This is a genomic window from Lawsonibacter sp., from assembly GCF_022777125.1.
GTDB classification, from domain to species: Bacteria; Bacillota; Clostridia; order Oscillospirales; family Oscillospiraceae; genus Lawsonibacter_A; species Lawsonibacter_A hominis.
In genome coordinates, this window is the sequence record NZ_JALFGV010000095.1 from 1 (window position 1) to 25,313 (window position 25,313).

At 61.9% G+C, this 25,313-nt stretch carries 24 protein-coding genes; 15 read left to right on the plus strand and 9 right to left on the minus strand.

The genetic code is table 11. The features are described from left to right. Both MR825_RS08165 and MR825_RS08170 read left to right on the plus strand, forming a co-directional pair. Nucleotides 1-513 (plus strand): malic enzyme-like NAD(P)-binding protein (locus MR825_RS08165; protein ID WP_287880074.1); only part of this gene is annotated, 513 nt, incomplete at its 5' end. A 43-nt stretch (nucleotides 514-556) separates the two neighbouring features. Then, nucleotides 557-787: a hypothetical protein gene (locus MR825_RS08170; RefSeq protein WP_186906978.1), complete on the plus strand. Its 231-nt coding sequence runs from the start codon at nucleotides 557-559 to the stop codon at nucleotides 785-787. 93 nt (nucleotides 788-880) lie between these two features. Here the strand turns inward: MR825_RS08170 and MR825_RS08175 are convergent, their stop codons facing one another. The 9 genes from MR825_RS08175 to rbsK all read right to left on the minus strand — a co-directional run bounded on the left by MR825_RS08175 (nucleotide 881) and on the right by rbsK (nucleotide 9,770). Then, nucleotides 881-1,888, minus strand: a complete 1,008-nt coding sequence (locus tag MR825_RS08175) for a LacI family DNA-binding transcriptional regulator (RefSeq protein ID WP_186906977.1) — start codon at nucleotides 1,886-1,888, stop codon at nucleotides 881-883. Nucleotides 1,889-2,011: 123 nt separating this feature from the next. Further along, nucleotides 2,012-2,914, minus strand: a complete 903-nt coding sequence (locus MR825_RS08180) for a dihydrodipicolinate synthase family protein (protein WP_287880078.1) — start codon at nucleotides 2,912-2,914, stop codon at nucleotides 2,012-2,014. A 61-nt stretch (nucleotides 2,915-2,975) separates the two neighbouring features. After that, nucleotides 2,976-4,478 carry an FAD-dependent oxidoreductase gene (locus MR825_RS08185; RefSeq protein ID WP_186906975.1) on the minus strand — a complete coding sequence of 501 codons (1,503 nt, stop codon included), beginning with the start codon at nucleotides 4,476-4,478 and terminating at the stop codon, nucleotides 2,976-2,978. A 78-nt stretch (nucleotides 4,479-4,556) separates the two neighbouring features. Beyond that, a complete protein-coding gene (locus MR825_RS08190; RefSeq protein ID WP_243204691.1) occupies nucleotides 4,557-5,882 on the minus strand; it encodes an ABC transporter substrate-binding protein in 1,326 nt (441 codons plus the stop codon). A 64-nt stretch (nucleotides 5,883-5,946) separates the two neighbouring features. After that, nucleotides 5,947-6,792: a carbohydrate ABC transporter permease gene (locus MR825_RS08195; protein WP_186906974.1), complete on the minus strand. Its 846-nt coding sequence runs from the start codon at nucleotides 6,790-6,792 to the stop codon at nucleotides 5,947-5,949. 10 nt (nucleotides 6,793-6,802) lie between these two features. Further along, nucleotides 6,803-7,609 (minus strand): carbohydrate ABC transporter permease, encoded by an 807-nt coding sequence (locus MR825_RS08200; RefSeq protein ID WP_243204690.1) that lies wholly within the window; start codon nucleotides 7,607-7,609, stop codon nucleotides 6,803-6,805. Between the two features lie 153 nt (nucleotides 7,610-7,762). After that, a complete protein-coding gene (locus tag MR825_RS08205) occupies nucleotides 7,763-8,170 on the minus strand; it encodes an RbsD/FucU domain-containing protein (protein WP_287880083.1) in 408 nt (135 codons plus the stop codon). Next, nucleotides 8,163-8,774, minus strand: coding sequence for an SIS domain-containing protein (locus MR825_RS08210; RefSeq protein WP_256176248.1), 612 nt, complete (start codon nucleotides 8,772-8,774; stop codon nucleotides 8,163-8,165). Before MR825_RS08210 ends, MR825_RS08205 begins: the two co-directional genes overlap by 8 nt. 30 nt (nucleotides 8,775-8,804) lie before the next feature. After that, nucleotides 8,805-9,770 carry a ribokinase gene (rbsK, locus tag MR825_RS08215; protein ID WP_186906970.1) on the minus strand — a complete coding sequence of 322 codons (966 nt, stop codon included), beginning with the start codon at nucleotides 9,768-9,770 and terminating at the stop codon, nucleotides 8,805-8,807. 352 nt (nucleotides 9,771-10,122) lie between these two features. Between rbsK and MR825_RS08220 the strand changes: the two genes are divergently transcribed. From MR825_RS08220 to MR825_RS08280, 13 genes are all read left to right on the plus strand, one after another. After that, nucleotides 10,123-10,800, plus strand: a complete 678-nt coding sequence (locus MR825_RS08220; protein ID WP_287880088.1) for a response regulator transcription factor — start codon at nucleotides 10,123-10,125, stop codon at nucleotides 10,798-10,800. Continuing rightward, the gene (locus MR825_RS08225; protein ID WP_287880091.1) at nucleotides 10,787-12,187 is read left to right on the plus strand and encodes a sensor histidine kinase; all 1,401 of its coding nucleotides are present in this window, start codon (nucleotides 10,787-10,789) and stop codon (nucleotides 12,185-12,187) included. The genes MR825_RS08220 and MR825_RS08225 overlap by 14 nt, the downstream gene beginning before the upstream one ends. A 117-nt stretch (nucleotides 12,188-12,304) precedes the next feature. After that, nucleotides 12,305-13,066 (plus strand): ABC transporter ATP-binding protein, encoded by a 762-nt coding sequence (locus MR825_RS08230; protein ID WP_207723701.1) that lies wholly within the window; start codon nucleotides 12,305-12,307, stop codon nucleotides 13,064-13,066. Nucleotide 13,067: 1 nt separating this feature from the next. Beyond that, on the plus strand, nucleotides 13,068-13,769 hold the full coding sequence (locus MR825_RS08235) for an ABC transporter ATP-binding protein (RefSeq protein WP_186907009.1): 702 nt from the start codon (nucleotides 13,068-13,070) through the stop codon (nucleotides 13,767-13,769). Between the two features lie 18 nt (nucleotides 13,770-13,787). Continuing rightward, on the plus strand, nucleotides 13,788-14,663 hold the full coding sequence (locus tag MR825_RS08240; RefSeq protein WP_186906967.1) for a branched-chain amino acid ABC transporter permease: 876 nt from the start codon (nucleotides 13,788-13,790) through the stop codon (nucleotides 14,661-14,663). A 13-nt stretch (nucleotides 14,664-14,676) separates the two neighbouring features. Then, complete coding sequence (locus tag MR825_RS08245) at nucleotides 14,677-15,555, plus strand: branched-chain amino acid ABC transporter permease (protein WP_186906966.1); 879 nt, start codon at nucleotides 14,677-14,679, stop codon at nucleotides 15,553-15,555. 72 nt (nucleotides 15,556-15,627) lie between these two features. Continuing rightward, nucleotides 15,628-16,872, plus strand: a complete 1,245-nt coding sequence (locus MR825_RS08250; protein WP_287880094.1) for an ABC transporter substrate-binding protein — start codon at nucleotides 15,628-15,630, stop codon at nucleotides 16,870-16,872. 144 nt (nucleotides 16,873-17,016) lie between these two features. Next, entirely contained in the window at nucleotides 17,017-17,331 is a 315-nt protein-coding gene (locus MR825_RS08255; RefSeq protein WP_186906964.1) for a hypothetical protein, read from the plus strand. Nucleotides 17,332-17,385: 54 nt separating this feature from the next. Next, nucleotides 17,386-18,834: a sigma-54 interaction domain-containing protein gene (locus MR825_RS08260; protein ID WP_186906963.1), complete on the plus strand. Its 1,449-nt coding sequence runs from the start codon at nucleotides 17,386-17,388 to the stop codon at nucleotides 18,832-18,834. 315 nt (nucleotides 18,835-19,149) lie between these two features. Further along, nucleotides 19,150-20,490 (plus strand): GntP family permease, encoded by a 1,341-nt coding sequence (locus MR825_RS08265; RefSeq protein WP_186906962.1) that lies wholly within the window; start codon nucleotides 19,150-19,152, stop codon nucleotides 20,488-20,490. A gap of 29 nt (nucleotides 20,491-20,519) precedes the next feature. Further along, nucleotides 20,520-21,644, plus strand: a complete 1,125-nt coding sequence (locus tag MR825_RS08270; protein ID WP_287880097.1) for a homoserine O-acetyltransferase family protein — start codon at nucleotides 20,520-20,522, stop codon at nucleotides 21,642-21,644. A gap of 66 nt (nucleotides 21,645-21,710) precedes the next feature. Further along, nucleotides 21,711-23,828 carry an alpha/beta hydrolase gene (locus MR825_RS08275; RefSeq protein ID WP_287880099.1) on the plus strand — a complete coding sequence of 706 codons (2,118 nt, stop codon included), beginning with the start codon at nucleotides 21,711-21,713 and terminating at the stop codon, nucleotides 23,826-23,828. A gap of 31 nt (nucleotides 23,829-23,859) precedes the next feature. Continuing rightward, the gene (locus MR825_RS08280) at nucleotides 23,860-25,311 is read left to right on the plus strand and encodes a 4-hydroxyphenylacetate 3-hydroxylase family protein (protein WP_287880102.1); all 1,452 of its coding nucleotides are present in this window, start codon (nucleotides 23,860-23,862) and stop codon (nucleotides 25,309-25,311) included. Nucleotides 25,312-25,313 lie beyond the last annotated feature (2 nt).

Here is a 25,313-nt window from a genome sequence, read left to right on the forward strand (position 1 = left end):
GCGGGCCGGGAGAAGGGGATGAACGCCGTCAAGGAGGAAATGGCCCGGGTGACCAACCTGCAGAAGCGGGCGGGCAGCCTGGCGGAGGTGCTGGCGGGGGCCGACGTGTTCATCGGCGTGTCGGCGCCCGGCGCGGTGACGGCGGAGATGGTGCAGACCATGAACCGGGACGCGATCCTGTTTGCCTGCGCCAACCCCACGCCGGAGATCTTCCCCGACGAGGCCAAGGCAGGCGGGGCGAAGGTGGTGGCCACGGGGCGCAGCGACTTCCCCAACCAGATCAACAACGTGCTGGCGTTCCCAGGCATCTTCCGGGGCGCGTTCGACGTGCGGGCCAGCGACATCAACGACGCCATGAAGATCGCGGCGGCCGAGGCGCTGGCGGGCCTCATTTCGGATGAAGAGCGCAACGCCGATTACATCATCCCCGCCGCCTTCGACCCCCGGGTGGGCAGGACGGTGGCCGCCGCCGTAGCCCAGGCCGCCCGCGACAGCGGCGTGGCCCGCATCTGAGCGGGAGCGGTCCGCAGATGGGGACAGAAAGCGGGACGGCGCCATGGATCATACGCTGGAGGGCCTGAAATGGCTCAATGCGGCCCGGTTTCAGTCCCTTTATGAAGTGGCCGGAGGCTTTGGACGCAGGATCGGACCAAACCTGTTCGGCTGCTATCTGCCCGCCCCTTCTTATCGTCAGGCTTGGTCTGCCATCTCCCTGGCCGGCATCGCCGCCCTCGGCGTGCTGCTGCTCTGCTGCGCAGACCGGCGGGCCGGCTGTCCCCAGCGCTGATGCGGAAACCGTACGCAGTGCGCACATATGCGCAGAAGCCCGCCGCCTTAAGAAGGCGGCGGGCTTCTGTTTTATTGTACGGAAAACGGAAAATCACAGACCGTGGGACTGGCGGATGGTCAGGGCGGCGGGGATGCGCACCACACGCTGCTCCGGCTGTTTGCCGTCCAGCAGCTGCAGCAGCAGTTCGCTGGCGGTGCGGCCCATCAGACTGGCGTTCTGGGTCACGGCGGTCAGGGGCGGATTGGTGATCTCCGTCCACTCATAATTGTCAAAGCCGATGACCGCGACCTGTTCCGGGACATGGATCCCCTGCTCCTGAAGCTCTTTGACGGTGCCCAGGCACAGCATGCTGTTGGCGGCAAAGATGGCGTCCGCGCCCGCCCCCAGCACCCGCCGTGCGGCTTCCATGCCGCAGGACATGCTGTAGGCGTCCATCCGGCAGATCAGCAATTCGTCCCGGGGCAGGCCCAATTCCTCCAGCACATCCAGATAGCCCTGGTAGCGTTCCACGGCGGTGGAGTTGGGAAAATCCGCCCCAATGAACGCGATCCGACGCCGTCCGGCCTGGTAGAGGACCTTCATGGCCTCTACCGTTACTTCACGATTATTGGAACAGACCAGGGGCAGCTTGCCCCCCTTCACCCAGCGGTCCACCAGCACCACGGGAACGCCGCAATCCTCGATCCGGGCAATGTCCTCATAACGCAGGGTGGGCGGCACCAGCAGGATGCCGTCGATCCAGCGCCGGTGGAGGATGGACATTCCGCTGAAGAAATCCTGGGGGCGGGACTCCGGATAGGTGGAGACGATCAGCTCATAGCCGGATTCCTGCAGGCGGGATTTGGCGCCGTTGAGCACATCAAAGAAAAAACAGTTGGTAGAGTTGTTCTGCTCAGTGGCGGGAATGATGATCGCTACGGTACGGGACCGGTGGGTCTTCATCATCTGGGCGGCAAGGTTGGGCCGGTAATTGATCTGAGCGGCCGCCTCATTGATCAGCTCCATGCTGCGCTGTGAGACCGGCCGTGTGCCATTGAGCGCGTGGGATACCGTTGTGATGGACAATCCTGTCATTTCTGCAATGGTCTTGATTGACATAACCCTACTCCATTACCTTGAAAACCTTACAAACACAGGCCTTAAACCTGGCTTCTATGTAATCTTACCGCAAATTTAAGCAATGTCAACCCCTTTGCCGCTCCTGTGGAGGCGGGAAGCGCGCTACAGCGCCTCGTATTCCGCCATGATCTGCGCGATGACGGCGACCTGCTCATCGGTCAGATTCATACTGCCCTGCCGCATATAGCGTGCCCCGCGGCCGGCCAGCTCGGTTACCGCTTTGATGGCGGCGTTGCCGTTGCCGCAGCTGTGGATAACCCGGTAAAGGAAGTTGATGCGCCGCTGGCATTCTATGATCTTGTCAGTGTCCCCCTGCTCATAGGCCCGGTACATCTCCACATAGGGCTCCACCCGGGCGTTGGACAAGCCTGAAACCATACCGTCTCCGCCGCACAGCAGGGCGGAGCCGCAGAGATAATCCTCGCCTTGAATCCAGGCAAATTGGTCCGAGCGGGGGCCGAAGAGTCCACGGGAAAACGGAACAAAATTCCCGGAGGAGTCCTTGATACCGGCCACGTTGGGCAGTTTGGAGAGCGCGTATACCGTGTCCAGCTCGATCGTGTTGTGGGTAGTGGATGGAATGTTGTAAAGGATGACCGGGGCGGTGGAAGCAGCGGTGACAGCCGCGTAGTGGGATAGGATGTCCTGCTGGGTCATGGCATGGTAGTAGGGCGGTGTGGAGACGAAGAAGTCCGGCTTGCAGATGGAGAGCGCCTCCAGCTCGGCCAGGGTGGCGCGGGTGTTGGAGTTGATAACGGCCAGGCAGAGGAATACCCGCCCGGCGGCGGTCTCCTGGATGACCTCGAAGACCCGCTTCTTTTCGGCGGTGGTGAGATAAGCGCCTTCTCCGGTCCCGCCGCAGACAAACAAGCCGTTTACGCCGGAGGAGACCAAATATTCGGTCTGTTTGCGCAGCAGCGCTTCATCTACGTCGCCGTTGGGACGCAGGGGTGTGACGATGGCGGGGATAATGCCGTGGAGTTTGCAGTTGGGACCCGTTTTCATAGTTGTCACCTTCTGTGATTGATAGAGTCTCCGGGGCAGAGCCCCGGAGACTGGATTCGGGTCAATCTTCGTAGGAGGCCAGAATCGCTTTGTCCGTAATCAGCCGCCCGTTCTGGCTTTTGATGTAGGCCTGTGTGATGGCGCGGGCACGCGCCTTTTCCTTTCGGGCGCGCGCTTCATCTCTGCGGTAGAGGCCGCCCAGCTGGTCCAGCGCTGCCTGGATCTCTTTGACATCCTGCTGCCTGGGTTGCGCCTGGTTGCGTACACAGACCGCAGCGGCGGCGCCGGCAGCCTGTCCGATCCCCATAATGCCGCCTTGGGTGCGGTAGGAGCCATGGGCCTCGCTGGTACCGGAGATACAGCGGCCAGAAAGCAGAAGCCCGTCGATGTGCTTGGGGACTAGGCTGCGGTAGGGAATATCGAACGTGTCCTTGAGCACCATCCAAACGCCGCCGTTGCCATAGCCGGTGGCACCGTCCGGGTTGTGCAGATCAATGGGGAAATAGCCTCTGGAAACGGAGTCCTCAAACTTGCGTCCCTCGTAGGCGTCCTGCCCTGTGAGGGTATACAGACCCTCAATATGGCGCGTCTCGCGTACGCCGACCTCAGAACCAGTGACGCTGACAAATGCGTGTTCAAAGCCGGGCACATATTGGATCATAAACTCAGAGACCGATTCGATCTGCCGGCGCCCGTCCAGCTCGCTCTCCGAGCGTTCCACCACATCGGTGGCGTTTTTGCCGCAGATACGGGTGGCGTTGAAATGCATGGTGTTGGGGTGGATGCCGTTGAGAACGATGACCGAATCGCGGCCGAAGGAAAGCTCGCCCTTCTCCACGGCCTGGCGTACCAGCTGTTTAAAGCCCTGGCCGACAAAATACTTCTGCCTGAGCCGTTCGTCAAATTCCCGCATGGGTACGATATCGGATTTAAACTCAAAGTCGTCCGGGTGGTCCAGAATATACTGATAGACCCGCCCGGTGTCCACATTGGCCATCTCGAACATGGAGGAGGAGGGAGACATCTTGTGGTTCACCGCATCGCCGAGCACATAATTCTCCCCTGCCATCACCGCCACGTCGCCGTCGCCGGTGGCGTCCACCACTACGTGGGCGTGAAGCGGCAGCAGATCGCCCGACTTTGCGGCAACCGTGATGCCGGTCACCCGGCTGCTCTCCATCTGCACGGAACTCAGCGTGGCGTGATAGAGAATATCCACACCGAATTCCACCAGCATTTCGGCGGCTACATATTTATATTTTTCCCGGTCGTAGAAGCCGAGGGAATCGCCGCTTCCGTACGGATCGATGGTCTTCATATGTCCGGTACTGCCCTTTGCACGCACCATGCGGTCCATAAAATCTTGGGGCAGGCCGTCGATGACCTGCTCGTCTTTATAGTGAAAAGGAGAGATGGGGCCCAGTACCGCAGCTGTGGCTGCCCCGCCCAGGAACCCATTTTTTTCTACCAGCAGTGTGGAGGCGCCCAGCTTGCCGCTGGCCATGGCAGACATAATGCCTGCGGGACCTCCGCCGACAACAATTACATCGTAGTAGCGTTTCATGCGTTTACACCATATCCTGTTTTATTTCGCGCAGGCACGGCGGTGCCGTGCCTGCGCGTTCATGCGCCTGCAGCGTTTTTATTTGGTGTTATACCACTCGGCGACCTGATCCAATTCGCTTTGCGCGTCAGCACCCTGGAAGACCACACGCTGAACCGCCTGGCAGATCTTGACCTCCAGTTCGGTATAATCAGCCGGATAGAAGGTCATGGTGCCGGTCTTGGCATACTCGCTCCACATAACCATCTCGTCGTAGGTATCCATTGCCTGAACGTCGGCGTCCTCGTAGACGGCAGTGCGGATGGGCATGCAGTTGGCGCTGATCCACTTCTTCTGATTTTCCACGGAATAGAAATACTGAATAAAGTCCCAAGCCATAGCGGGGTCCTGTGCCTGGCTGCCGATGGCCAAGGTCTGGCCGGCCACAAAGGCGGGGGCGACTTCTCCGTCGTTGATGCCGGGGATGGGGGCGGAGGAATAGCTCTGTGCCAGGCTGGAGGACTTGATCGTGGCGGCACGCTGAGTGCCGGCGTTGACGGCATAGAGGCTCCCGGCCTTGAAGCCGTCCACAATATCGTCATAGGTCATGTTCAGCACGGAGGAATCCATGCACCCGGCATCCACCAGGGACTTGATGTACTCCACTACCTGCACGCCGGCGTCGCTGTTGAAGATGGCCTTTCCTTCCGCGTCAAAAATATCTCCTCCAGCGGCGCGGATCCAGGGCACGAAGGTCTCCATCAGGCCGGTTCCGTTGCTGCCCTCGCTCAGGCCCAGGGCAAAGCCCAGGTTCATACCGTCGCTGTTGGAGGCGGTGGCCAGCAGGTCGTCCCAGGAAGCGGGGGGCTCGTCGTAGATGTCGTTGCGGTACCACATCACTGTGACGCGGCTTTCCCAGGGAAGAGAGTAGATCTCGCCGTCAGCCTGGGTCAGTTTTTCTACGGTATGGATATAGTCGGGATTCTCTTCGATAAACGATGTGGCAAACTGGGTCATGGGCTGAATGGTCCCGGCATCGATATGCTGCATGAGCTGATCGGAGAAGGCATTGACAATGTCGGGCCCATTGCCTGCGGCGGTGGCCTGGATTACCTGAGACTCATACTGACTCCAATGGATGCTCTGTACCGTCACAGTGTTGCCGTACTGATTGGTGGCGTTGTACTCATCCACGATCTCCTTAAGCACTACGCAGCGGGGATCATCGGTGGAATTGGGGTCCAAGAAGATGGAGAAGGTCATGTCGATGCCGCCTTGGGGCTGCTCCGGCACCGTAGTCTCGGGCGTGCTGCTTTCGGGTGCGGTGGTAGCGGGAGTACCGCCGCTGGAGTTGGAGCAGGCGGCCAGGGCCAGTACCATCGCTGCCGCCAGCAAAAGGGTCAGGGTCCTTTTGAGCTTTTTCATGTGAATTTCCTCCTTACATTTCATGATATATCCTCGGCGTTCCAGCCGTTTTCCACAAAACAGGTCATCCCTTGACCGCGCCTGCCGCCATACCCTCCACAAAGTGCCGCTGCAGCAGGATGAAGAGGATCACCATGGGGACGATGGAGATCATCACGGCCGCCATCAGATTGCCCCACTGGATGCCATATTGGGAGATATAGTTGTAAAGACCCACGGACAGCATACGCAAGCTGTCTTTGCTGGTAAAGGTGGAGGAGACCAAAAAGTCATTCCAGACATATACCGCGGACAAAAGCGCCGCAGCCACAATGCCGGGCTTGGAAATGGGCAGGATCAGGCGATAGAAGATCATAGGCTTGGAGCAGCCGTCGAGTGTGCCTGCCTCGATGATCTCTTTGGGGAGCTTTTCGAAAAAGCCGCGCAGGATCCAGGTCAGCACCGGGATGCGCCAGGCGGTATAGATCAGAATCAGCAGGAAGTGGGTGTCGTAGAGGCCGATTTTGACGGAGAGCATATACAGAGGTACCAGCATTACCACAGGGGGAATCATGCTGGTCATTAAAATGAGAAACATGATCTGGTTACGGAAGCGGATACGGAAGTTGGTTACGGCATAGGCGGCGTGGGAGGCCACAATGGTGGCCACTACGATACAGATGGCAGTAACGATTACGGAGTTAAGCAGATAGCGGGGGAAGCCGGAACGAAAGAGGACGGATGAAAAATTTTCCAGAGTAAATTCGTTGGGCAGCAGGGTGGGGGGGAAGGAGTTGACTTCCGCAGGGGACTTCAGGGCGGTAAACAGGCCCCACAGCACCGGGAAAAGCGCCACCAGCGCGGCGGCGATCAATACCACATAGGTCAGCGCGTCCAGACCGGGGGTACGGCCCAGCTTCGATTTTTTCATCGCACGCACCTCATTCTCGGTTGGTGTTCAGCAGCTTCACGTAGACCAGACTGAACACGATATTCAGCAGGAAGATGATCACGCCGTAAGCCGAGGCGATATCCATGTGCCAGTAGTTGAAGGCATTTTGATAAGCCGCCAGACTGAGCGTCTGTGTGGAATCGAAGGGGCCGCCCGCAGTGAGGGTGTAAATCAGCGTGACCATATTAAAGTACTCCATACTCTGCATGACGACCGCGGTGATGATGGTGGGGCGGATCAATGGGAGGGTGATACGGGTATAGATCTGCCAGCGGGTGGCGCCATCCATCTGCCCGGCCTCCATCACATCGCCCGGGATGGTCTGCAGTGCTGCAATGGTCAGGATAATTACCACCGGAACCGTATTCCAGGCGTTAGCAAAGACCAGCATGACATTTGCGCTGCCCGCCGAACTAAAAAAGTCTACCTTCCGCCCGGTCAGCCCATAAACCAGATACGCGATCGGTCCGTAATTGCCATTGAGAATCCACCGCCACAAGAGCGCCGTCACCGTCTGGGACAGGACCCAGGGGATAATGATCAGGGTACGCAGGAGCGTATTGCCCCGGATTTTGCGGTTCAGCAGAGACCCGATCGCCACACCCAGAGGGATGACGACCACCAGAGACAGCAGGACATATCGAATGGAATTGAGGATGTTTTTCAGGCCGTTTCCGGTAAAGACGGCAATAAAGTTATCCAGTCCGACAAACGCACCGACCTCGGCGTAATTTGTCGCATGAAAGCTGGTTCGGATCGCCATACAGATGGGGATGATCGTAACCAGCACGATCATAAGGATTGCCGGCGCTAAAAAAGCGGTGGCGACACCGACGTCCGAACTTTTTCGGGTAAGCCGTACTTCTCGGCTGCTTCCAGGCATAATCATTTCCCCCTTATGCGTTCCTAAACGGCTTGGACATCCGCGGCGGATGCATTTGAACGGGCGTCAGCACACGCCGATGGTCAAAAGCAGATTGCCGTAAGTCCGGCTCTCGCCGGTGGAGATGGCCAGGATCACGCCCGGTTCACAGCAGGCGTCGTAGAATTCGTAGCGGCCCAGCGGGGAGAGCGCCATTCCGCCCAGCAGGGAACGGAATTCACCGAAGCATTCGGGTTCCTCGCCGTGTTCCGGCAGCATGACCTCCGCCCGCTCAAATACCGCCACGCTGTTCAGGGCCGCGAGGACCTGGGACACCGTGGGCAGGTCCCGTTCCAGGCCCAGATAAATTTTTTCCGCACTTCCCGCCCGGGTGGACAGCGGAAAGTTCCCGTCGGCAAGGAGGATTTTGTCTCCGTGTCCGCCGTGGGCCAGGGCGGACAGGATGCCGGGATGGATGCATCGGGTACTAACCATGGCCCGCCTCCTGTTCTTCCGGCCGCAGCCTGCCCAGCGTGCCGCCGGGGTGGTGACGGACGTACTCCTGAGGCGTCAGACCATAGTGGGCCTGCAGGCGTACGCTGAGGGCCTGCAATACGATGTTTTCCAGCAAGACCGAGCTGATGGGGGCGCGATTCATGGGACCGCCCTCCTGATCCACACGGACCGTCAGGTGCACGTCCGCGTGCCGTGCCAGCCAGGAATCCGGACTGCGGCTGATGCCGATGACCTTGCAGCCGTTGTTGGCAATGGCTGTGACGGTGGCGCGCATCTCCATGGTCTCGCCGCTGTTGGAGATGCAGATGACCGCATCGCCCGCCCGCAGCTGTCCGCAGGAGCCGTGGACCGCCTCGGTGCCGTCCAGGAAATAGGTGGGCACGGCGATGGAGGACATGAGGGAAGCGCCGTATTGGGCCACGTGGGAGGGCTTCCCGATGCCGGTGATGTGGATTCGGTTGCCTCGGTCGTTGGCCGCGATCAAAAGGGACAGGGCGGGGGCGAGGTAGTCCTCATCCAGTTCCTGGACGAACTGAGCGACGTTCTCCCCCACGATCTGCTGAAATTGGGTCAGGGATTCCATAACAAACACCTCCGTAGGACGGACTTGAAGTTAGGAGACGCTGCGCCGGGCCAGCGAGACTTCCACTTCCGCCAGGGTGGGCAGCGAGGGAAGCGCCCCCATGCGGGAGACCGTGATGGCTGCGGTGTGGGTAGCCCGGCGCATGGCCTCGTCCACCGGCTCGCCGCCGGCCAGGGCCACCGAAAGGGCCCCGATGTAAGAATCGCCGGCCGCCGTGGGGTCTATGGCCTGGATACCGGACACACTGGGGCAGTGGAGAAATTCCTTTCCCAGATAGGCTGAGCCCACGTCCCCCAGGGTGACGATCACATGCGCCGCGCCCTTGTCCCGCAGGACCGCCGCCGCATGTTCCACCCGCTTGAGGTCGATGCCGTGCTCGGTACGGTGCAGGGGCACGCCGCTGAGCAGTTCCGCCTCGTTCTCGTTGGGGGAGAGATAGGTCACGGCGGAAAGCAAGTCGGCGGGCAGGGGCGCCGCGGGGGCCGGATTGAGCATCACCGGCACCCCGGCGGCACGGGCATACCGGGCGACGGCGATATTGACCGGCAGGGGGATCTCCAGCTGCAGCATGACCATGTCAAAGCCGCCGATTTTCTCCCGGAGGAAGGCCACGTCCGCCTGCGTCAGCAGCAGGTTGGCCCCGGGGACCACCACGATGCGGTTTTGGGTGCTGCCGTCGCTCCGCTGGAACAGCTGCACATTGCCGATGGCAGAAGGCGCCTGGTCGGTGCGTTTTACATGGGACACGTCCACGCCCGCCTCCCGGGCGCATGCCAGCATCGTGTCCCCGTAGGCGTCCCGGCCCACGCAGCCCATCATCTCCACCTGAGCGCCCAGCCGGGCGGCCTGGACGGCCTGATTGAGGCCCTTGCCGCCCGGCGCGGTGCGAAAGCCGGTGCCCAGGACGGTCTCGCCATTCTCCGGCAGGCGCTGGGTGCTGACGATCAGGTCCATCACAAAGCTGCCCACCACTAAAATGTTCGGTTTTTTGCCCATGGCTCCCTCTTCCCGGCGCCGCCGCAGACGGGGACGAACGCAATCTGCGGTGTGGCCTAGTCAAGTCTGGTCTGGATACAAAACGTTTTCACGCAAACGTTTTACACCAAACGTTTTCTATATCGTAGCAAGAAATGCTCCCGTTGGCAAGCCCTTTTTTGAGCGCTCTGCACAAATTTGTCAAACAGATCAAAAATGCCTGTTTTTCTTTGGCTGAAACGCACAAAAAACGGGGGCAATATGCGGCCTGGAACGGCCGCTTCCAGCTGCACGGGAGGCGGTTTTTCTTGACAGGGGCGGCACGTTCTCATAAGATTAAAGAAAACAGACGCGTACGGAGGGAGGAAGCGAGATGCGGGGACTGGTGGCGGACGACGAGGAGGGGATCCGCAATGTGATCCGGGAGTATCTGGAGTTTGACGGACATACGGTGGCGGAGGCAGCCAACGGGGCGGAGGCGGTCTCCCTGTGCCGGATGCAGAAATTTGACTTCATCGTGATGGATATCATGATGCCGGTGATGGACGGCTTTGCCGCCTGCCGGGAGATCCGAAGAGGCGATCCGTCGGTGCCGGTGCTGATGCTCTCCGCCCGGGGCGAGGAGTACGACAAGCTCAAGGGCTTTCAGCTGGGCATTGACGATTATGTGGTCAAGCCCTTTTCCCCCCGGGAGCTGGTGGCACGCCTGGGCGCCATCTGCGCCCGCTCCGCCCGGGCGCAGGGCGGGGGCGCGGTCCGGCCCGCGGCCTTCGGCGGGCTGGAGGTGGATCCGGCGGGCCGCAGCGTCCGGGTGGACGGCAGGGCGGTGCCGATGACGCCCCGGGAGTATGATCTGCTCTTTACCCTGGTGCAGAACAAGGGCATCGTCCTCTCGCGGGAACAGCTGCTGCGCAAGGTGTGGGGAAATGATTTTCTGGGAGACGACCGGACGGTGGATACCCACATCAAGATGCTCCGCAGCGCGTTGGGGCCCTACCGCGGCTTCATCGTGACCATGCGGGGAGCGGGGTATAAATTTGAAGCGGTTTGACGTGCATTCCTTCCGCTTCCGGCTCTGGGCGGCGCTGGTGGGATTCGCGGTGCTGGTATGCGGGCTGATGTGGGTCGTCCAGATCACCACCATCCGCACCACCTACGAAAACGACCGGATCGACCGGCTCAAGCAGGCGGGCAATATCATCTCCTCCACCTACGGGCGGGAGGGGTTCGCGGACTCCCTGCGTTCGGTGGCCCGGTCCGGCTTTTTCATTCAGATCCTGCGGGAGGACGGGGTGCTGCTGCGCTCGTTGGGCAACGACGGGGCCGATGCGCCTCCGCCCCAGGAGGGCCTGGTGGATTATGGTATCTTTGCACGCCTGGACGGTACCGACGGCTACTATTTTTACCGGGTCCCCGACACCGTCCATGACAGCGAGTGGCTGGTCCAGGTCCAGGTGGTGGCTTTGCAGGACGGCTTGCGGGAGGTGCTTTTCACCAGCACGAACATGGTGCCGGTATCCGCCGCGCTCTCCATGCTCTCCTCACGGTTTCTTCTGGTCACGGCGGTGGTACTGGTGGTGGCGACGGTGCTGGCCTTTCTGCTGGCGTCCAATCTGTCCCGCCCCATCACTCAGATCACCCAGCGGGCCCTGCGGCTGGCCGGCGGGGATTACGGGGTGGACTTTCCCAAGGGTTCCTGTACGGAGCTGGACCACCTCTCCGACGCTCTGGACACGGCGGCTACGGAATTCAGCAATACCGAGGCCCTGCGCCGGGATCTGATCGCCAACGTTTCCCACGACATGCGTACCCCCCTGACCATGATCCGGGCCTACGCCGAGATGGTTCAGCAGATCTCCGGGGATGATCCGGTGAAACGGGAGGCCCACCTGGACGTGATCGTCCGGGAGACGGAAAAGCTGACCCGGTTTGTCAACGAAACGCTGGACCTGTCCCGGCTCCAGTCGGGCACCATGGAGCTGAATATGGAGGTATTTCCCCTGGCGGAGAGCGTGGAGCGGGCCCTGGGGGACTTCCGGCATCTGTGGGAGCGGGAGGGCTACCGCCTCTTTCTCTCGCTGGACCGGGACGTGCTCGTGCGGGGGGACCGGCAGCAGCTGGAGCGGGCCGCGTTCAATCTCATCAGCAACGCGTTCAATTATACCGGCGGAGATAAGCTGGTGTACGTGGGGGTCAGCCGCTGGGCCGGGGAGGGCCTGTTCGAGGTCATCGACACCGGGGGCGGCATTTCGACGGAGCAGCTCCGGGAGATTTGGGAGCGCTACTATAAGATCAACCGCTTTGACAAGAATGCGGCCAGCACAGGCGTGGGCCTGTCCATCGTGAAAGCCATCCTGGAGCTCCATCACGCCCGCTACAGCGCGGACAGCCGGGAGGGGGAGGGCAGCCGGTTCTGGTTTGCACTGCCCTGTGAATAAGCAGGATGCACAATATTTCAACGAAATATTGTGCATCTTTTTTACGCCTTTTTCACGCGGCCATCACAAAGCGCCGATATACTGGAGCCAAATTCGAGAGAGACAGGAGGGAACGCCTTGGATATCCTGGAACTGCGTAAAGTCAACAAGCGCTTTGGCGGCGTGCATGCCATCAAGGAACTGGACCTGACCGTAACGCAAGGGACCGTCCATGGCCTCATCGGCCCCAACGGCTCCGGCAAGACCACCACATTCAACGTCATCAGCGGCGTGTTCCCGCCCACCGACGGACAGATCTTTTTCGGCGGCAGGGACATCACCGGCCTGCCCGCCTACGAGATCGCCCGCCTGGGCATCAGCCGCACCTTCCAGATCCCCAAGGTCATGGGGCGCATGAGCGTACTGGATAACGTGATGTGCGGCTATTTTGCCAAGACCAAGACCGAAGCGGCGGACACCTTCCTGCATGCGCCCTTCCGGGCGTCCCGGCAGGAGCGGGCGATGCGGGAGCGGGCGATGGAGCAGCTGGCCTTCGTGGGCCTGGAGCGCTCGGCCGGACGCTGGGCCCGGGACCTGGCCTGGGCCGACCAGCACCTGCTGCAGATCGCCCGCGCCCTGGCCACCGGCCCCAAGCTGCTGCTGCTGGACGAACCCACCGCGGGCATGGGGGCCGAGGAGTCGGCCCGGCTGGAAGCGCTGATCCGTCAAATCAAGGAGCAGGGTACCAGCATCATCCTCATCGCCCACGACGTGAAGCTGGTCACACGCTCCTCCGACGTGGTGACGGCCATCGAATTCGGCGCGAAGATCGCCGAGGGCCTGCCCGAGGAGGTCAAAAATCATCCAAAGGTGGTGGAAGCGTACCTTGGAACAGACTAATGTGTTGAACGTCGAGGGCCTGTCGGTCTGTTACGGACCCATCTGCGCGGTCAGGAAGATCGATCTGCAGGTCCGTCCGGGCGAGATCGTGGCCCTGATCGGCGCGAACGGCGCGGGGAAATCCACCCTGATCAATGCCGTCCTGGGCCTGCAGCGGGCAAAGAGCGGAACGATCACGTTCCTGGGCCAGGATATCACCCGCTGGAAGACGGAGAAGGTGGTGGCCGCCGGCATCTCGGTGGTGCCCGAGGGCCGGGGCATGCTGGCCGATATGACGGTGCTGGAGAATCTCCAGCTGGGCGCCTACCACCACAAAGGGGATTATGGCCCCATGCTGGAGAAGGTCTTCTCCTACTTCCCCATTCTGAATGATCGAAAGACCCAGAAGGCGGGCACCCTCTCCGGCGGCGAGCAGCAGATGCTGGCCATCAGCCGGGCGCTGATGGGGGAACCCAGGCTGGTGCTGCTGGACGAGCCTTCCCTGGCCCTTTCGCCGGCCTACGTGGACAAGATCTTCCGGTTCCTGGTGGAGATGAAACGGCAGGGCCTGACCATCCTGCTCTCCGAGCAGAACGCCCGCAAGGCGCTGCAGTATGCCGACCGGGGCTATGTGCTGGACCTGGGCGTGACCGTGATGGAAGGACCCGCCCGGCAGCTGGCCGACGACCCCGAGGTCAGGCGCGCCTACCTGGGCGGAGAATAGAAAGGAGGCGGGGAATCCATGGAATCGTTCATCGCACAGATCATCGTCGGCCTCGCCACCGGGGGCATCTACGCGCTGCTGGTGCTGGGTATGAACCTGCTGGTGCTGGTGCGCAACATCGTACACCACAGCTATTCCCACATTGTGGTGCTCACCATGGCCATGGGCTGGCTCACCCTGACCCATACCGGAAACAACATCCCCCTGTGCATCGTGGTGATGCTGGTCTCGGCCATCGTGTTCACCATTGCCACCGAGCCGCTGTTCCGGCCCCTGTCCGTGCGGGGGGCGGACCTGGAGACCGTCACCCTGGCCATGGGCATCGGCATCATCATTACGGAATTTATCTCCAAGTACATCAACGGCGGCGCCAATTTCGCCTTTCCCGACGCCATGACCGGCCGCCAGAACACCATCAATATCGGCCTGATCAGCTTCTCCGCAGCCAATATCGTCACCCTGGTATGCTGCGCCGTGGTGGCGGTGGCGCTGATGTGGTTCCTCTTCAAATCCAAGGAGGGCCGCGCCATCCGGGCTATGGCGCAGAACCTGCGGGTGGCCAGGATGCTGGGCATCCCCTTTGGCCGCACCGGCGTGCTGGGCTTCGGGATCGCAGGCCTGCTGGCGGGCATCATCGCCATCCTGTGCATCATGACCTTGGGCGCCGGGTCCCCCGCCCTGGGCGACACTTTTGCCGTCAAGGCCATTATCCTCATGCTCTTTGCCGGTATGGGCAACCTGAAGGGCGGACTGCTCTCCGCCCTGTTCATGGGCGTGGTGGAGGCCATGGCCCTGGCCTACCTGCCCGGCCGCTGGACCGAGGCCGTGTTCTACGGCGTCATCATGCTGGTCATCATCTGGAAGCCGAACGGCCTGTTCGGCAAGCAGCACTAAGGGGGGAAGACGTATGCTGTCCACATCCATGACCCTGTATCTGATTTTCTGCTGCGCCTTCATCCTCCTGGTGTGGGGGGCGCTGGTGCCCTTCCGGGCGGGGCTGCTGTACAACGGCACCGTCTACTGCATGGCCGTGGGAGGCTACTTTGCCGCCTTTGCCGCCAAGGAGCTGGGCTGGCCCTTTTTCCTGTGCGTGCTGGGCGCCGCCGTGGTGGGCGCGATCCTGGGCTTTTTGCCCGCGCTTGGCTTCTCCCGCACCTCGGGCGTGGTCACTGCCGTGGCCTCTATGGCTCTGATCTTCATCATCCAATCGGTCATCCGCAACCTGGACTTTCTGGGCGGCACCCGCGGTATCCGGGGCATCCCCAAGGTGGAGCACCTGCTGCTCTATTCTGTGATCCTGGTGATCCTGCTGGGCGCCTTCCTCTACCGGCTCAACCACTCCAAGCTGGGCCGGGCGCTGGAGGCCATCGGCACCGACGCCGATATGGCCACCACGCTGGGCATCAACGTGAAGAAGATGACGGTCTTCTCTCTGACCATCTCCTCGATCTACGGCGCGGTGTCCGGCGCCGTCTACGCCTTCAACATGCGCACCATCTATCCCGAGACCTTCGGCTTTTCCCTGCTTTTGTCCGTCATGACCATGCTCTTTGTGGGCGGGCGCTATACCCAATGGGGGGTGTTCGTCTCGGTGCCCCTGCTGTGGGGCCTGCCCCAGTGGGTGCCCGCCAGCATCAACAGCTTTACCCAGATCATCTACGGCGTGATCCTGGTGGTCATCCTCATGGCCCGGCCCGAGGGCATCATCACCCGGGAACTGCCCGGTAAGATCAAGCGCCTTTTTGCCCGCGGGGGAGAAGCAAGGGTCCCGGCGGGACGCAGCTGAAGTACCCCCATCCGTTCAAACGGCGGAAGGCTCCGCCTTTGAAGATAACGTCACGAAAAGGAGAGAAACTGCATGAAACGGAACAAGCTTCGCATGTCCGCCCTCTTGCTTTCCCTAGCGCTGATGATCGGCCTGCTGGCCGGCTGTTCCAGCAGCGGAGGCTCTGCGGGTGAGAGCACGCCGCCCGCTACCGCCCCCGCGGCCGGTACCGACGCCCCCGCCGACGCCAACGCCGTCGTCGTCACCGAGTGGGAGATCCCCATGCTCACCGCCGCCACGGGCGCCATCGCCTATGTGGGAAAGCCCGCCGGCTGGGCCGCCGAATACGCCGCCGAGATCATCAACGCGAACGGCGGGATCCGCGGCGTGCCGGTGAAGGTCACGGTGCTGGATACGGCCTTTGATACCTCCAAGGCCGTCACCCAGATGACCAGCGTGGTGGACAACGCCCTGGTGGTGCTGGGCCCCATGGACGCCCCCGGCGCCGAATCCGCCGGCCAGGTGGCCTATGACGGCGGCGTGCCCAACATCGCCGCCTACTCCTTCCAGGATATCCGCGACCTGTACGCCCCTTACGTCATGGGCTACATGACCGATTCCGAGGAGGGCGACCTGGCCGCCGCGCAGGAGTGGACCGCCGTAAACGACGACATCAAGAAGATCGTGATCTTCTACACCCCCACCGACGCCTCCCAGGCGGCCGCCACGGAGCTGCTCACTGCACAGCTGCCCGATTCCGGTATCGAAGTGGTGGGCACGGTGGAGGTGCAGACCGGCCAGCTGGACTGCTCCGCCTCCGCCATCCAGGCCCTGAACCTGAAGGCCGACGGCTACTACCTGAACCTGCGGGCCGACGAGGCCGCCAAGGTCCTGACCGAGCTGCGCAAGCGCGGCGTGGACGAAGGCCGCCGCATCTGTGCCACCTTCGCCAGCTATGACGCCAACTACTTCGATGTGGCCGGTTCCGACTGCGACGGCACCTATATTTGGAACAAGCTCAACCCCGACTACTCCGGCGAGGAGTGGCAGACCCTGGTGGCCGCCTATCAGCGGGCCAACGACGGACAAACCCCCACCGCGCCCCCGGTGCCCGGCTTCTATGACGCCATGATGGCCATCAAGCAGGGCATCGAGGAACTGGAGCTCACCGGCGACCCCGCCAAGCTCTCCGAGGAGCGCGAGGCGCTGGGCAACTGGCTGTACAACTCTCCCGTCTTCGAAGGCGTCCAGGGGAGCTTCCAGTGGGTAGACGGCAAGAAGGCAGCCGATGTCCACTTCTTCCAGTGTGACGGCAGCGCACCCAAGGCTGTGGAGTAAAAGCCGCTCCGGGGAAGCGCGCCTTCCCCCAAAAATCCGAACGCGGTCCCGGCACTCGGCCGGGACCGCGTTTTTCGGTTCTGGGGAGGGACTGCGTATTTTGCGGGCGGTCTGCATACAGCGAGCGGAAGGCGAGGCGGTCTTATGATCAAACGCGTTGTGCTGCACGATTTGGACTATAACTGGCTGGCACCCTGCAAAGAGTGGTACTACAAGGCCCACGCACCGCAGATCGTCCGCCGGTACGGGCCCTGGCTGGCCCGGTTCGAGAGCTTTCGGCCCGCGCCCTTTCCGGCGGGGGCGCGGGGAGAGGAGCACGGCTATACCAACTGGCTGTGTACCGTGGGCTGCTGGCGGGAACTGCCCGGGCGTTGGAGGCCCGGGGACACGGCTGAGGCGCAGAGACTTGGCCGCCCCCGGTACGCATGCCGCACCGGGGGCGGCGCTGTCCGCGCTTGACAGGCATTCCGGGGCAAATTATACTGGAACCATCTGAGAAGGGAGGGCGCCGCCATGCCGAACCGGGAACCCGCATTTCTGCATCACCCCCACCAGGCCGCCGGGATGTTCGGGAGCCTCCAGGAGGCCTACGACCGCCTGGACGCCATTATCGAAAGCTCGTACGACGGTATTTTCATTACCGACGGGCAGGCCGTCACCATCCGGGTCAATCAGGCCTATCTGACCATCACCGGCCTGCGGGCGGAGGAAGTGCTGGGGCGCAGCATGTGGGACCTGGAGCGGGAGGGGATCGTCGACCGCTCGGGCACGCTCATCGCCATCTCCAAGCGAAAACCGGTCACGCTGGAGCAGGTCTTCCGCAACGGCCGCCACGCCCTCATTGCCTCCACCCCGGTTTTTGACGAGAGTGGGGACATCGTCATGGTGGTGACCAACGTGCGGGACACCACCGAGCTTTACGATCTGCAGGAAAAGTACCGGCGGAGCGCCGAGCAGAACGAAAAGTACTATTCCGAGATCGAATACACCCGCAAGCAGGTGCTGGACTCCGCGGACCTGATCGCCGCCGACCGGCGGATGCTGGAGGTGCTGGAACTGGTGGACCGGGTGGCGGCGCTGGATACCACGGTGCTCCTGCTGGGGGAGACCGGCGTGGGAAAGGAAAAGATTGCCAAATACATCTTCAAGAACAGCGCCCGCCGGGAGGGGCGCTTCCTCACGGTCAACTGCGGCGCCATCGCGCCCAACCTCATCGAAAGCGAGCTGTTCGGCTATGTGCAGGGGGCCTTTACCGGGGCCAGCCGGGGCGGTAAACCGGGCCTGTTCGAGGTGGCGGACAAGGGCACGCTCTTCCTGGACGAGATTGGGGAGCTGCCGCTGGAGATGCAGGTAAAGCTGCTGCGGGTGCTTCAGGAGCGCACCGTCACCCGGGTGGGCGGAAACGAGGCGGTGAGCGTGGACGTGCGCGTCGTGGCCGCCACCAATCGGGATCTGGGGCAGATGGTGCGGGACAAGACCTTTCGGGAGGACCTGTTCTACCGGCTCAACGTCGTGCCCATCACCATCCCGCCCCTGCGGGAACGGCGGGACGACATCATCCCCTTTGCCGAGAGCTTTCTGGAGGAGCTCAACAAAAAGTACAACCTGCGCAAGCGGCTTACCGCCTCCGCGTGTCAGGCCATGCTGAACTATGCGTGGCCGGGCAACGTGCGGGAGCTGAAAAACATCATCGAGCGTATGGTCATCATGAGCGGCTCGGATCAGATCCGGGCCGAGGACCTGCCCTTTCACAGTGTTTGGACGCCGCCCCTGCCCGGCGGGGAGGACGGCCCCACGGTGGACCTGAAGGCCCTCACCGGACAGTTTGAGCTGCAGTTTATCAACCGGGCTTACGAGCGCTTCGGAAACGTCCGGGACGCGGCCCGCAGTCTGGGCATGGACCCGGCTACTTTTGTGCGAAAGCGGAAGCGGTACGCACAGGAACGGCTGTTGCAAAAATAAAACACGATTCATTTTTGCAACAAACGCCCAAATGGCCGGATCAGAAATGATTTTGGAACAAGCCCCCCGCTTTTGTTTTATTTTTGCAACAAAAGCGGGGGGCGGACTTTTTTGCAAAAACTTCAGAAACGGCTGTGCCGCAACGGTTTTACGCAGACGGGAAAGAAATGGCCGAAGTTGGCACACCGTTTGCAACTATTTATTGCGTCGAGGGACAGTTGGCCAACTGTACGAGCAGATTTGATCTACCTGAGACGCCGCAAATACGGTTCACCGCGGAGAATGGTCCAACAGAAAGAAATGGAGGAAATTCGTTTGAGCGCAATTGGTGTTATCGGCCTGCTTCTGGCCATCGCGTGTCTGATCATTTTAAGTTACAAGGGCGTCAATGCATTCATTGCATCTCTGATCGCGTCACTGGTAGTTGTCGTTACCAACCTGCTTCCCTTTTGGGAGACCTTCAGCGGCGCCTACGCTACTGGACTGAAAAACTTTGTCGGAAACTATTTCCTGCTGTTCGGCCTGGCGGCCGCTTACGGTGAGTTCCTGAAGGTCACAGGTGCGGCTGAGAGTGTGGCCAAGGTGCTGTTCAAGATTTTCGGCGTGAAGTGGGCTCCCCTGGGCGCGCTGCTCATCACCCTGCTGATGGCCATGGGCGGCGTTTCCGCTTTTGTTATCGTCTTTGCCGTCTACCCCGTGGCCGCCCCCTTGTTCCGCAAGGCCAACATTACGAAAAACCTGCTGCCCGGCATTGTGCTGTGCGCTTCGGTGACCCTGTGCCTGTGCCTGCCCGGCAACCCCACCAGCACCAACGCATTGCTGGCCCGTCCGGAGTACGGCTTGGGGGTGGACGCATTTTCGGCTCCTGTAATGGGCATCATCGCCTGCATCGTGGGTACCGTCCTGGCCGGGATCTATGTCACTTGGCAGGCCAGACGGCAGACCGCCCTGGGCGTGGGCTACGTGGTCTCCGGCACGGATGCGCTGGATGATGACGAGGAAAAGAATTTGCCCCCCTTCTGGGCCTCTATCATCCCCCTGCTGATTGTTGTGTTCGTCATGATCCTGCTGAAGAACGTGATGAGCGCCACCAACAGCATCCTGACCTCTCTGTGCATCGCCATCGTGGCCTGCGTGGTCCTCAACCCCAAGGTCTTCTTCGGCGCCCATAAGAAGCACGGCGTGCTCAAGACCTTCACCACCGGAATGTGGTCCTCCTGCACCTCCGCCCTGCTGCTGACCGGCGGCGTCATGGGTTTCGCCGGCGTGGTGCAGGCGGCCCCCGGCTTCCAGTACTTTGTGGATTTCGCCAACGGCCTGACCACTGCCTTCAACCCCTATGTGTCCGCGTCCGTGGCGGTCAACGTGGTAGCCGGCATCACCGGTACCGCTTTGGGCGGCCTGCAGATCTTTGCTGACACCATGCTGCCCAACTACATCAACCTGGGCATCAATCCCGAGGCATTCCATCGCCTGATGACCATCGCCTGCTGCGGCCTGGACACGCTGCCCCACTGCTCCACCTTTATTCTGATGTGCTCCGTCTGCGGCGTCACCGCCAAGGATTCCTACAAGCATGTATTCCCCCTGACCGTGGTGATGCCCATCCTGCTGACGGTATTGTGCATCCTTATGATCTCCGTCGGCATTATCTGAACCCACGGCTGGAAAGGAGGAGGCTTCCTGTGAGCCTGAAGAGCGTAAAACAATCCTTTGAGATCCCCGCGTTTTCCTTTACCTGCGGCCGCACGCTGCCGGTCCGCCTGGGGTATGAGACCTACGGGACCCTGAACGAGGCGAAGGACAACGCGATCCTGGTGGTCCACTATTTCTCCGCCAGCAGCCATTGCTGCGGCAAATACCAGGAGAGCGACCCGCTGCCCGGCTTCTGGGACGGGCTGATCGGCCCCGGTAAGGCGGTGGATACCGAGAAATACTTTGTCGTCTGCGCCGACAATCTGTGCAACTGCGGCGCCAAGAATCCGAACGTCATTACCACCGGCCCCATGACCGTGAATCCGGAGACCGGGAAGCCCTACGCGCTGGATTTTCCCGTGCCCGAGGTGCTGGACGTGGTAAATACCCAAAAGCACCTGCTGGAGCAATTGGGGATCACCCACCTGAAGGCGGTCATGGGCCCGTCCTTCGGCGCCATGACCTCCTGGCAGTGGGCGGTGGCCTACCCGGACATGATGGATGCGATCATCCCGGTCATCGGCACGCCGAAACTGCCCGTTTGGGGCGGCTTTAACCCCCTTCAGTACGCCATCAAGGTGGCCAAGATCGACCCGAAGTTCCGGGGGGGAAACTACTATGACCAGGAAGAACAGCCCACCGATACCCTGCGGCTGTGCCTGGAGATGATGAATGTGGCCGCCTTCCAGGCGGGCTACTACGAACGGACCTACAAGCGTGACGTCAGCGCCGACCGGGCCTGCTATGAGAGCGTGCTGGGCCAGGCGTCCTTTGAAGACAAGCTGGATGCCATTGTGGAGCTGTCCGTGCCCTTTGTAGACCTGAACCACTGGCTGTATACCTGCCGCACCTGCCTGAACTATGACGTTTCCAGACCCTATGGCGGCGATCTTGACGCGGCGCTGGCGCGGATCAAGGCAAAGGTGCTGGCCATTCCCTCGCGGCTGGACGTGCTGCACCCATGGCAGTTTGTGGACTGGGTGACGCAGCGCATCACCTGGCTGGGGGGGAACGCGGAATGCTACCCCATCGACAGCGACCTGGGCCATATGGCCGGGATTTTGGAAACCTTCCGCTTCGACCACAAGGTGCGGGATTTCCTGTCCCGCCTGTAACCGGCTGCGGAAAGAAAAGCGAGCCCCCCGGCGGAGCGTCCGCCGGGGGGGCGGGGAGGAAGAAGAATGGAACAGAACATTTCGCACAAGCGGGGCCCGCGGGCCTGCGCGATCGTGCTGATCGCCGCCCTGCTGGCGATGCTGATCAGCTCCGCCGTGGGCGGCGTCATCGCCACCGGCGGCGGCGCGGTGCGCACCGAAGAGATCACCTTTACCACCGATGTGGGCGCACTCAGTCACGCCAAGCTCTATATCCCGGTCCAGGCCAGCGCGGAGAACAAGCTGCCCGCCGTGCTGCTCTGCCACGGCTATACCGCCAGCCTGGACGCCATGGAGCCAAACGCCATTGAACTCTCCCGCCGGGGCTATGTGGTCATGGCGCTGGATCTCTATGGCCACGGGGAGTCCGCCCTCCCGCCCGACGGCTACCGCCAGGCGGAGATGGGCAACGTAGAAAATTACGCGCCCGACCTGGGCAGCTATTCCGCCCTTCAGGAGCTGGGCAAGCTGGAGTATGTGGACGCGGCCAGGATCGGTATGCTGGGCCACTCCATGGGCACCGCCGCCATCCAGGAGGGCGCCTACCTTGCGTACGCCAAGTGGCAGGCCGCCTATACCGCGGCCCTGACTGAGGCCGCTGCCGCCGGTCAGGACGAGACGGCCGCGGCCGGCGCCGCCTATCTGGCCGCCATGGACGCGGGCATCGTGCTCCCCAGCTCCATGGTGCTTACCGGCTATAACTATAATGTGCGCAACGTCAACGACTTGACGTACAACGGGGTCAACGCTGAAAACGGCGTGTTCCCCCTGTATGCCGCACCTGTAAATATGTGTACCATCGAGGGGGATTACGACGAGTTCTCCGGCCTGCTCTGGGGGGTGGACGACGCCGCCCGGTATACCACCAGCTTTAAGTTCGCCTGCGGCACCGGCGGGGCGTCCAACGTGCCCTCCGGCACCTACTTCCTGTACGGGGATGCCGCGGCCACGCCCCTGAGCCGGGCGGAGGCCGTGACCGCCGCCGCCTCCGCCGCTGTGACCATGCAGCCCATCCGGGCCGCCTATTCCTTCGACGGCACTCACTCCGATACCTATTATGACGAGACCGCCATCTCCTACGGTATCGACTTCTTCGACATCACCCTGCGGGGCGGGGAGGCCACCATCGACCCCGCCGACCAGGTGTGGCACGGCCGGGCGGCCTGCGGACTGATCGGCCTGACGGCCACCCTGACGGCGTTCGTGGCCCTGGCGCTCACCCTGCTCCGCCTGCCCTTCTTTGCCACCATCGTCCGGCCGGAGGCCCCATCCATGAGCACGGTGACCGGCGGGAAGGGCGCGCTGAAATACGCCGCGCTGTATCTGATCTTCCTGCTGCCGGCGCCGCTGCTGTACTACTGGCTGATCGGATATCCCTATTACATGCAGCCCCAGTGGTTCAAGTTTTTGACCAAGTTTATGCCCAACGCCTTCTTCAATATGGCGCCCATGAACTCTCTGATGCTCTTTAACTGCGTGGTGGGCGCCGTTTTCCTGGCGCTGTACCTGCTGGTGTTTTTCCTCATCGCCAAGAGAGCGGGCTTCGGCCTGGAAAACACCGGCCTGAAGCTGCCGGCGGCGCAGGTGCTCAAGTCCCTGCTGCTGGCCGCAGTCTCCTTCGGCGGGGTGTACGCCGTGGTCTACCTCTGCGCCGCCTGTTCCGGCACGCACTTCGCCTTCTTCAAATTCAACATTATGCCGATGGATGCCGCCCACTGGATCGCGTTTTTCAAATACCTTCCGGTTTGGATCCTCTTCTTCCTGCTGGCGGGGGTGATTTACAATTCCCTGACCCGCATCAACAATGCCCCCGCCTGGGTGAGCTATCTGCTGATCGCGGCGGTCTCCTGCGGCGGACTGGCAGTCCTGTTTGCCTACGACTATGGCATGCTCTTCGCCACCGGCGTGCGGGGCATCCAGTATATCCCCGGCACGACCTCCGCGGAGTGGATGTCCACCATCGGCATGGCCTTCCCCACCGCCCTGGCGGGCATCATGTGCTTCGGACTGCTCTTTATCCTGCCGATTTCCGCTGTTATGAGCCGTGTGCTTTGCAGAAAGAGCGGCAGCGTCTGGCTGGGCGGATTCCTGACGGCGTTCATCGTGCTGGTCTTTACCATCTCCCATATGGTCATATCCATCTAAAAAAGATAAATTGGAAAGGAAGTCGTTTATTATGTCACTGATGACGGGCGAGGAGTACATTGAGAGCATCCGGAAGCGGAAGATGCAGGTATATCTGTTTGGGAAAAAGGTGGAGGACCCGGTGGACGACCCCATTCTGCGGCCCTCGCTGAACAGCGTGCGCATGACCTACGACCTGGCCCAGATGCCGGAGTACGAGGACCTGATGACCGCCGTCTCCCCCTACACCGGCCGGCGGGTCAACCGCTTCACCCACATCCACCAGTCCGCCGGGGACCTGGTGAAGAAGGTGAAGATGCAGCGCCTGCTGGGGCAGAAGACGGCCGCCTGCTTCCAGCGCTGCGTGGGCATGGACGCGTTCAACGCCGTGTTCTCCACCACGTATGAGACCGACCGGAAGTACGCCAACCATTATCACGAGAACTTCAAGCAGTTCATGATCTACTGCCAGGACAACGACCTGACGGTGGACGGCGCCATGACCGACCCCAAGGGGGACCGGAGCAAGGCCCCCCACGAGCAGGCGGACCCGGACCTGTTTTTGCGGGTGGTGGAGCGCCGGCCCGACGGGATCGTGGTGCGGGGCGCCAAGGCCCACCAGACCGGCGCGCTGAACAGCCATGAGATCATCATCATGCCCACCATCTCCATGGGCCCCGACGACAAGGACTACGCAGTGAGCTTCGCCGTGCCCATGGACACGCCGGGCATCTTCATGATCATCGGCCGCCAGAGCTGCGACACCCGGAAGCGGGAGGGCAGCGAGCTGGACGTGGGCAACGCGGAGTTCGGCGGGGTGGAGGCGCTGACCATCTTCGACGACGTGTTCGTGCCCAACGAGCGCATCTTCCTCAACGGGGAGACGGAGTTCGCCGGGATGATGGTGGAGCGCTTCGCCGGGTATCACCGCCAGAGCTACGGCGGGTGCAAGGTGGGCGTGGGCGACGTGCTCATCGGCGCGGCGGCGGTGGCGGCCGACTACAACGGCGCGGCCAGGGCCAGCCACATCAAGGACAAGCTCATCGAGATGACCCACCTGAACGAGACCCTGTACTGCTGCGGCATCGCCTGCTCCGCCGAGGGCCACCCCACCGACAGCGGCAACTACATCATCGACCTGCTGCTGGCCAACGTGTGCAAGCAGAACGTGACCCGCTTCCCCTACGAGATCGCCCGGCTGGCGGAGGACATCGCCGGCGGCCTGATGGTCACCGCCCCCTCCGAGGCCGACCTGCGGGACGAGAAGCTGGGCGCCTATGTGGAAAAATACCTGAAGGGCGTCTCCGGCGTGTCCACCGAGAACCGGCTGCGCATCCTCCGCCTCATCGAAAACCTGACCCTGGGCACCGCCGCCGTGGGCTACCGCACCGAAAGCCTGCACGGCGCCGGCTCCCCCCAGGCCCAGCGCATCATGATCGCACGCCAGGGCAACCTCCAGCACAAGAAGGAGCTGGCCAAGACCATCGCCCATATCAAGGAGTAAGC

Excerpts from the sequence above, each read along its gene's own strand:
- MR825_RS08200 (WP_243204690.1), bottom strand. The coding sequence starts at position 7,609 with ATGATCGTGCTGGTTACGATCATCCCCATCTGTATGGCGATCCGAACC.
- MR825_RS08250 (WP_287880094.1), top strand. The coding sequence starts at position 15,628 with ATGAAACGGAACAAGCTTCGCATGTCCGCCCTCTTGCTTTCCCTAGCG.
- MR825_RS08260 (WP_186906963.1), top strand. The coding sequence starts at position 17,386 with ATGCCGAACCGGGAACCCGCATTTCTGCATCACCCCCACCAGGCCGCC.
- MR825_RS08280 (WP_287880102.1), top strand. The coding sequence starts at position 23,860 with ATGTCACTGATGACGGGCGAGGAGTACATTGAGAGCATCCGGAAGCGG.
- MR825_RS08240 (WP_186906967.1), top strand. The coding sequence starts at position 13,788 with ATGGAATCGTTCATCGCACAGATCATCGTCGGCCTCGCCACCGGGGGC.
- rbsK (WP_186906970.1), bottom strand. The coding sequence starts at position 9,770 with ATGGGCAAAAAACCGAACATTTTAGTGGTGGGCAGCTTTGTGATGGAC.
- MR825_RS08170 (WP_186906978.1), top strand. The coding sequence starts at position 557 with ATGGATCATACGCTGGAGGGCCTGAAATGGCTCAATGCGGCCCGGTTT.
- MR825_RS08185 (WP_186906975.1), bottom strand. The coding sequence starts at position 4,478 with ATGAAACGCTACTACGATGTAATTGTTGTCGGCGGAGGTCCCGCAGGC.
- MR825_RS08180 (WP_287880078.1), bottom strand. The coding sequence starts at position 2,914 with ATGAAAACGGGTCCCAACTGCAAACTCCACGGCATTATCCCCGCCATC.
- MR825_RS08205 (WP_287880083.1), bottom strand. The coding sequence starts at position 8,170 with ATGGTTAGTACCCGATGCATCCATCCCGGCATCCTGTCCGCCCTGGCC.
- MR825_RS08275 (WP_287880099.1), top strand. The coding sequence starts at position 21,711 with ATGGAACAGAACATTTCGCACAAGCGGGGCCCGCGGGCCTGCGCGATC.
- MR825_RS08175 (WP_186906977.1), bottom strand. The coding sequence starts at position 1,888 with ATGTCAATCAAGACCATTGCAGAAATGACAGGATTGTCCATCACAACG.
- MR825_RS08255 (WP_186906964.1), top strand. The coding sequence starts at position 17,017 with ATGATCAAACGCGTTGTGCTGCACGATTTGGACTATAACTGGCTGGCA.
- MR825_RS08195 (WP_186906974.1), bottom strand. The coding sequence starts at position 6,792 with ATGAAAAAATCGAAGCTGGGCCGTACCCCCGGTCTGGACGCGCTGACC.
- MR825_RS08220 (WP_287880088.1), top strand. The coding sequence starts at position 10,123 with ATGCGGGGACTGGTGGCGGACGACGAGGAGGGGATCCGCAATGTGATC.
- MR825_RS08245 (WP_186906966.1), top strand. The coding sequence starts at position 14,677 with ATGCTGTCCACATCCATGACCCTGTATCTGATTTTCTGCTGCGCCTTC.
- MR825_RS08190 (WP_243204691.1), bottom strand. The coding sequence starts at position 5,882 with ATGAAAAAGCTCAAAAGGACCCTGACCCTTTTGCTGGCGGCAGCGATG.
- MR825_RS08210 (WP_256176248.1), bottom strand. The coding sequence starts at position 8,774 with ATGGAATCCCTGACCCAATTTCAGCAGATCGTGGGGGAGAACGTCGCT.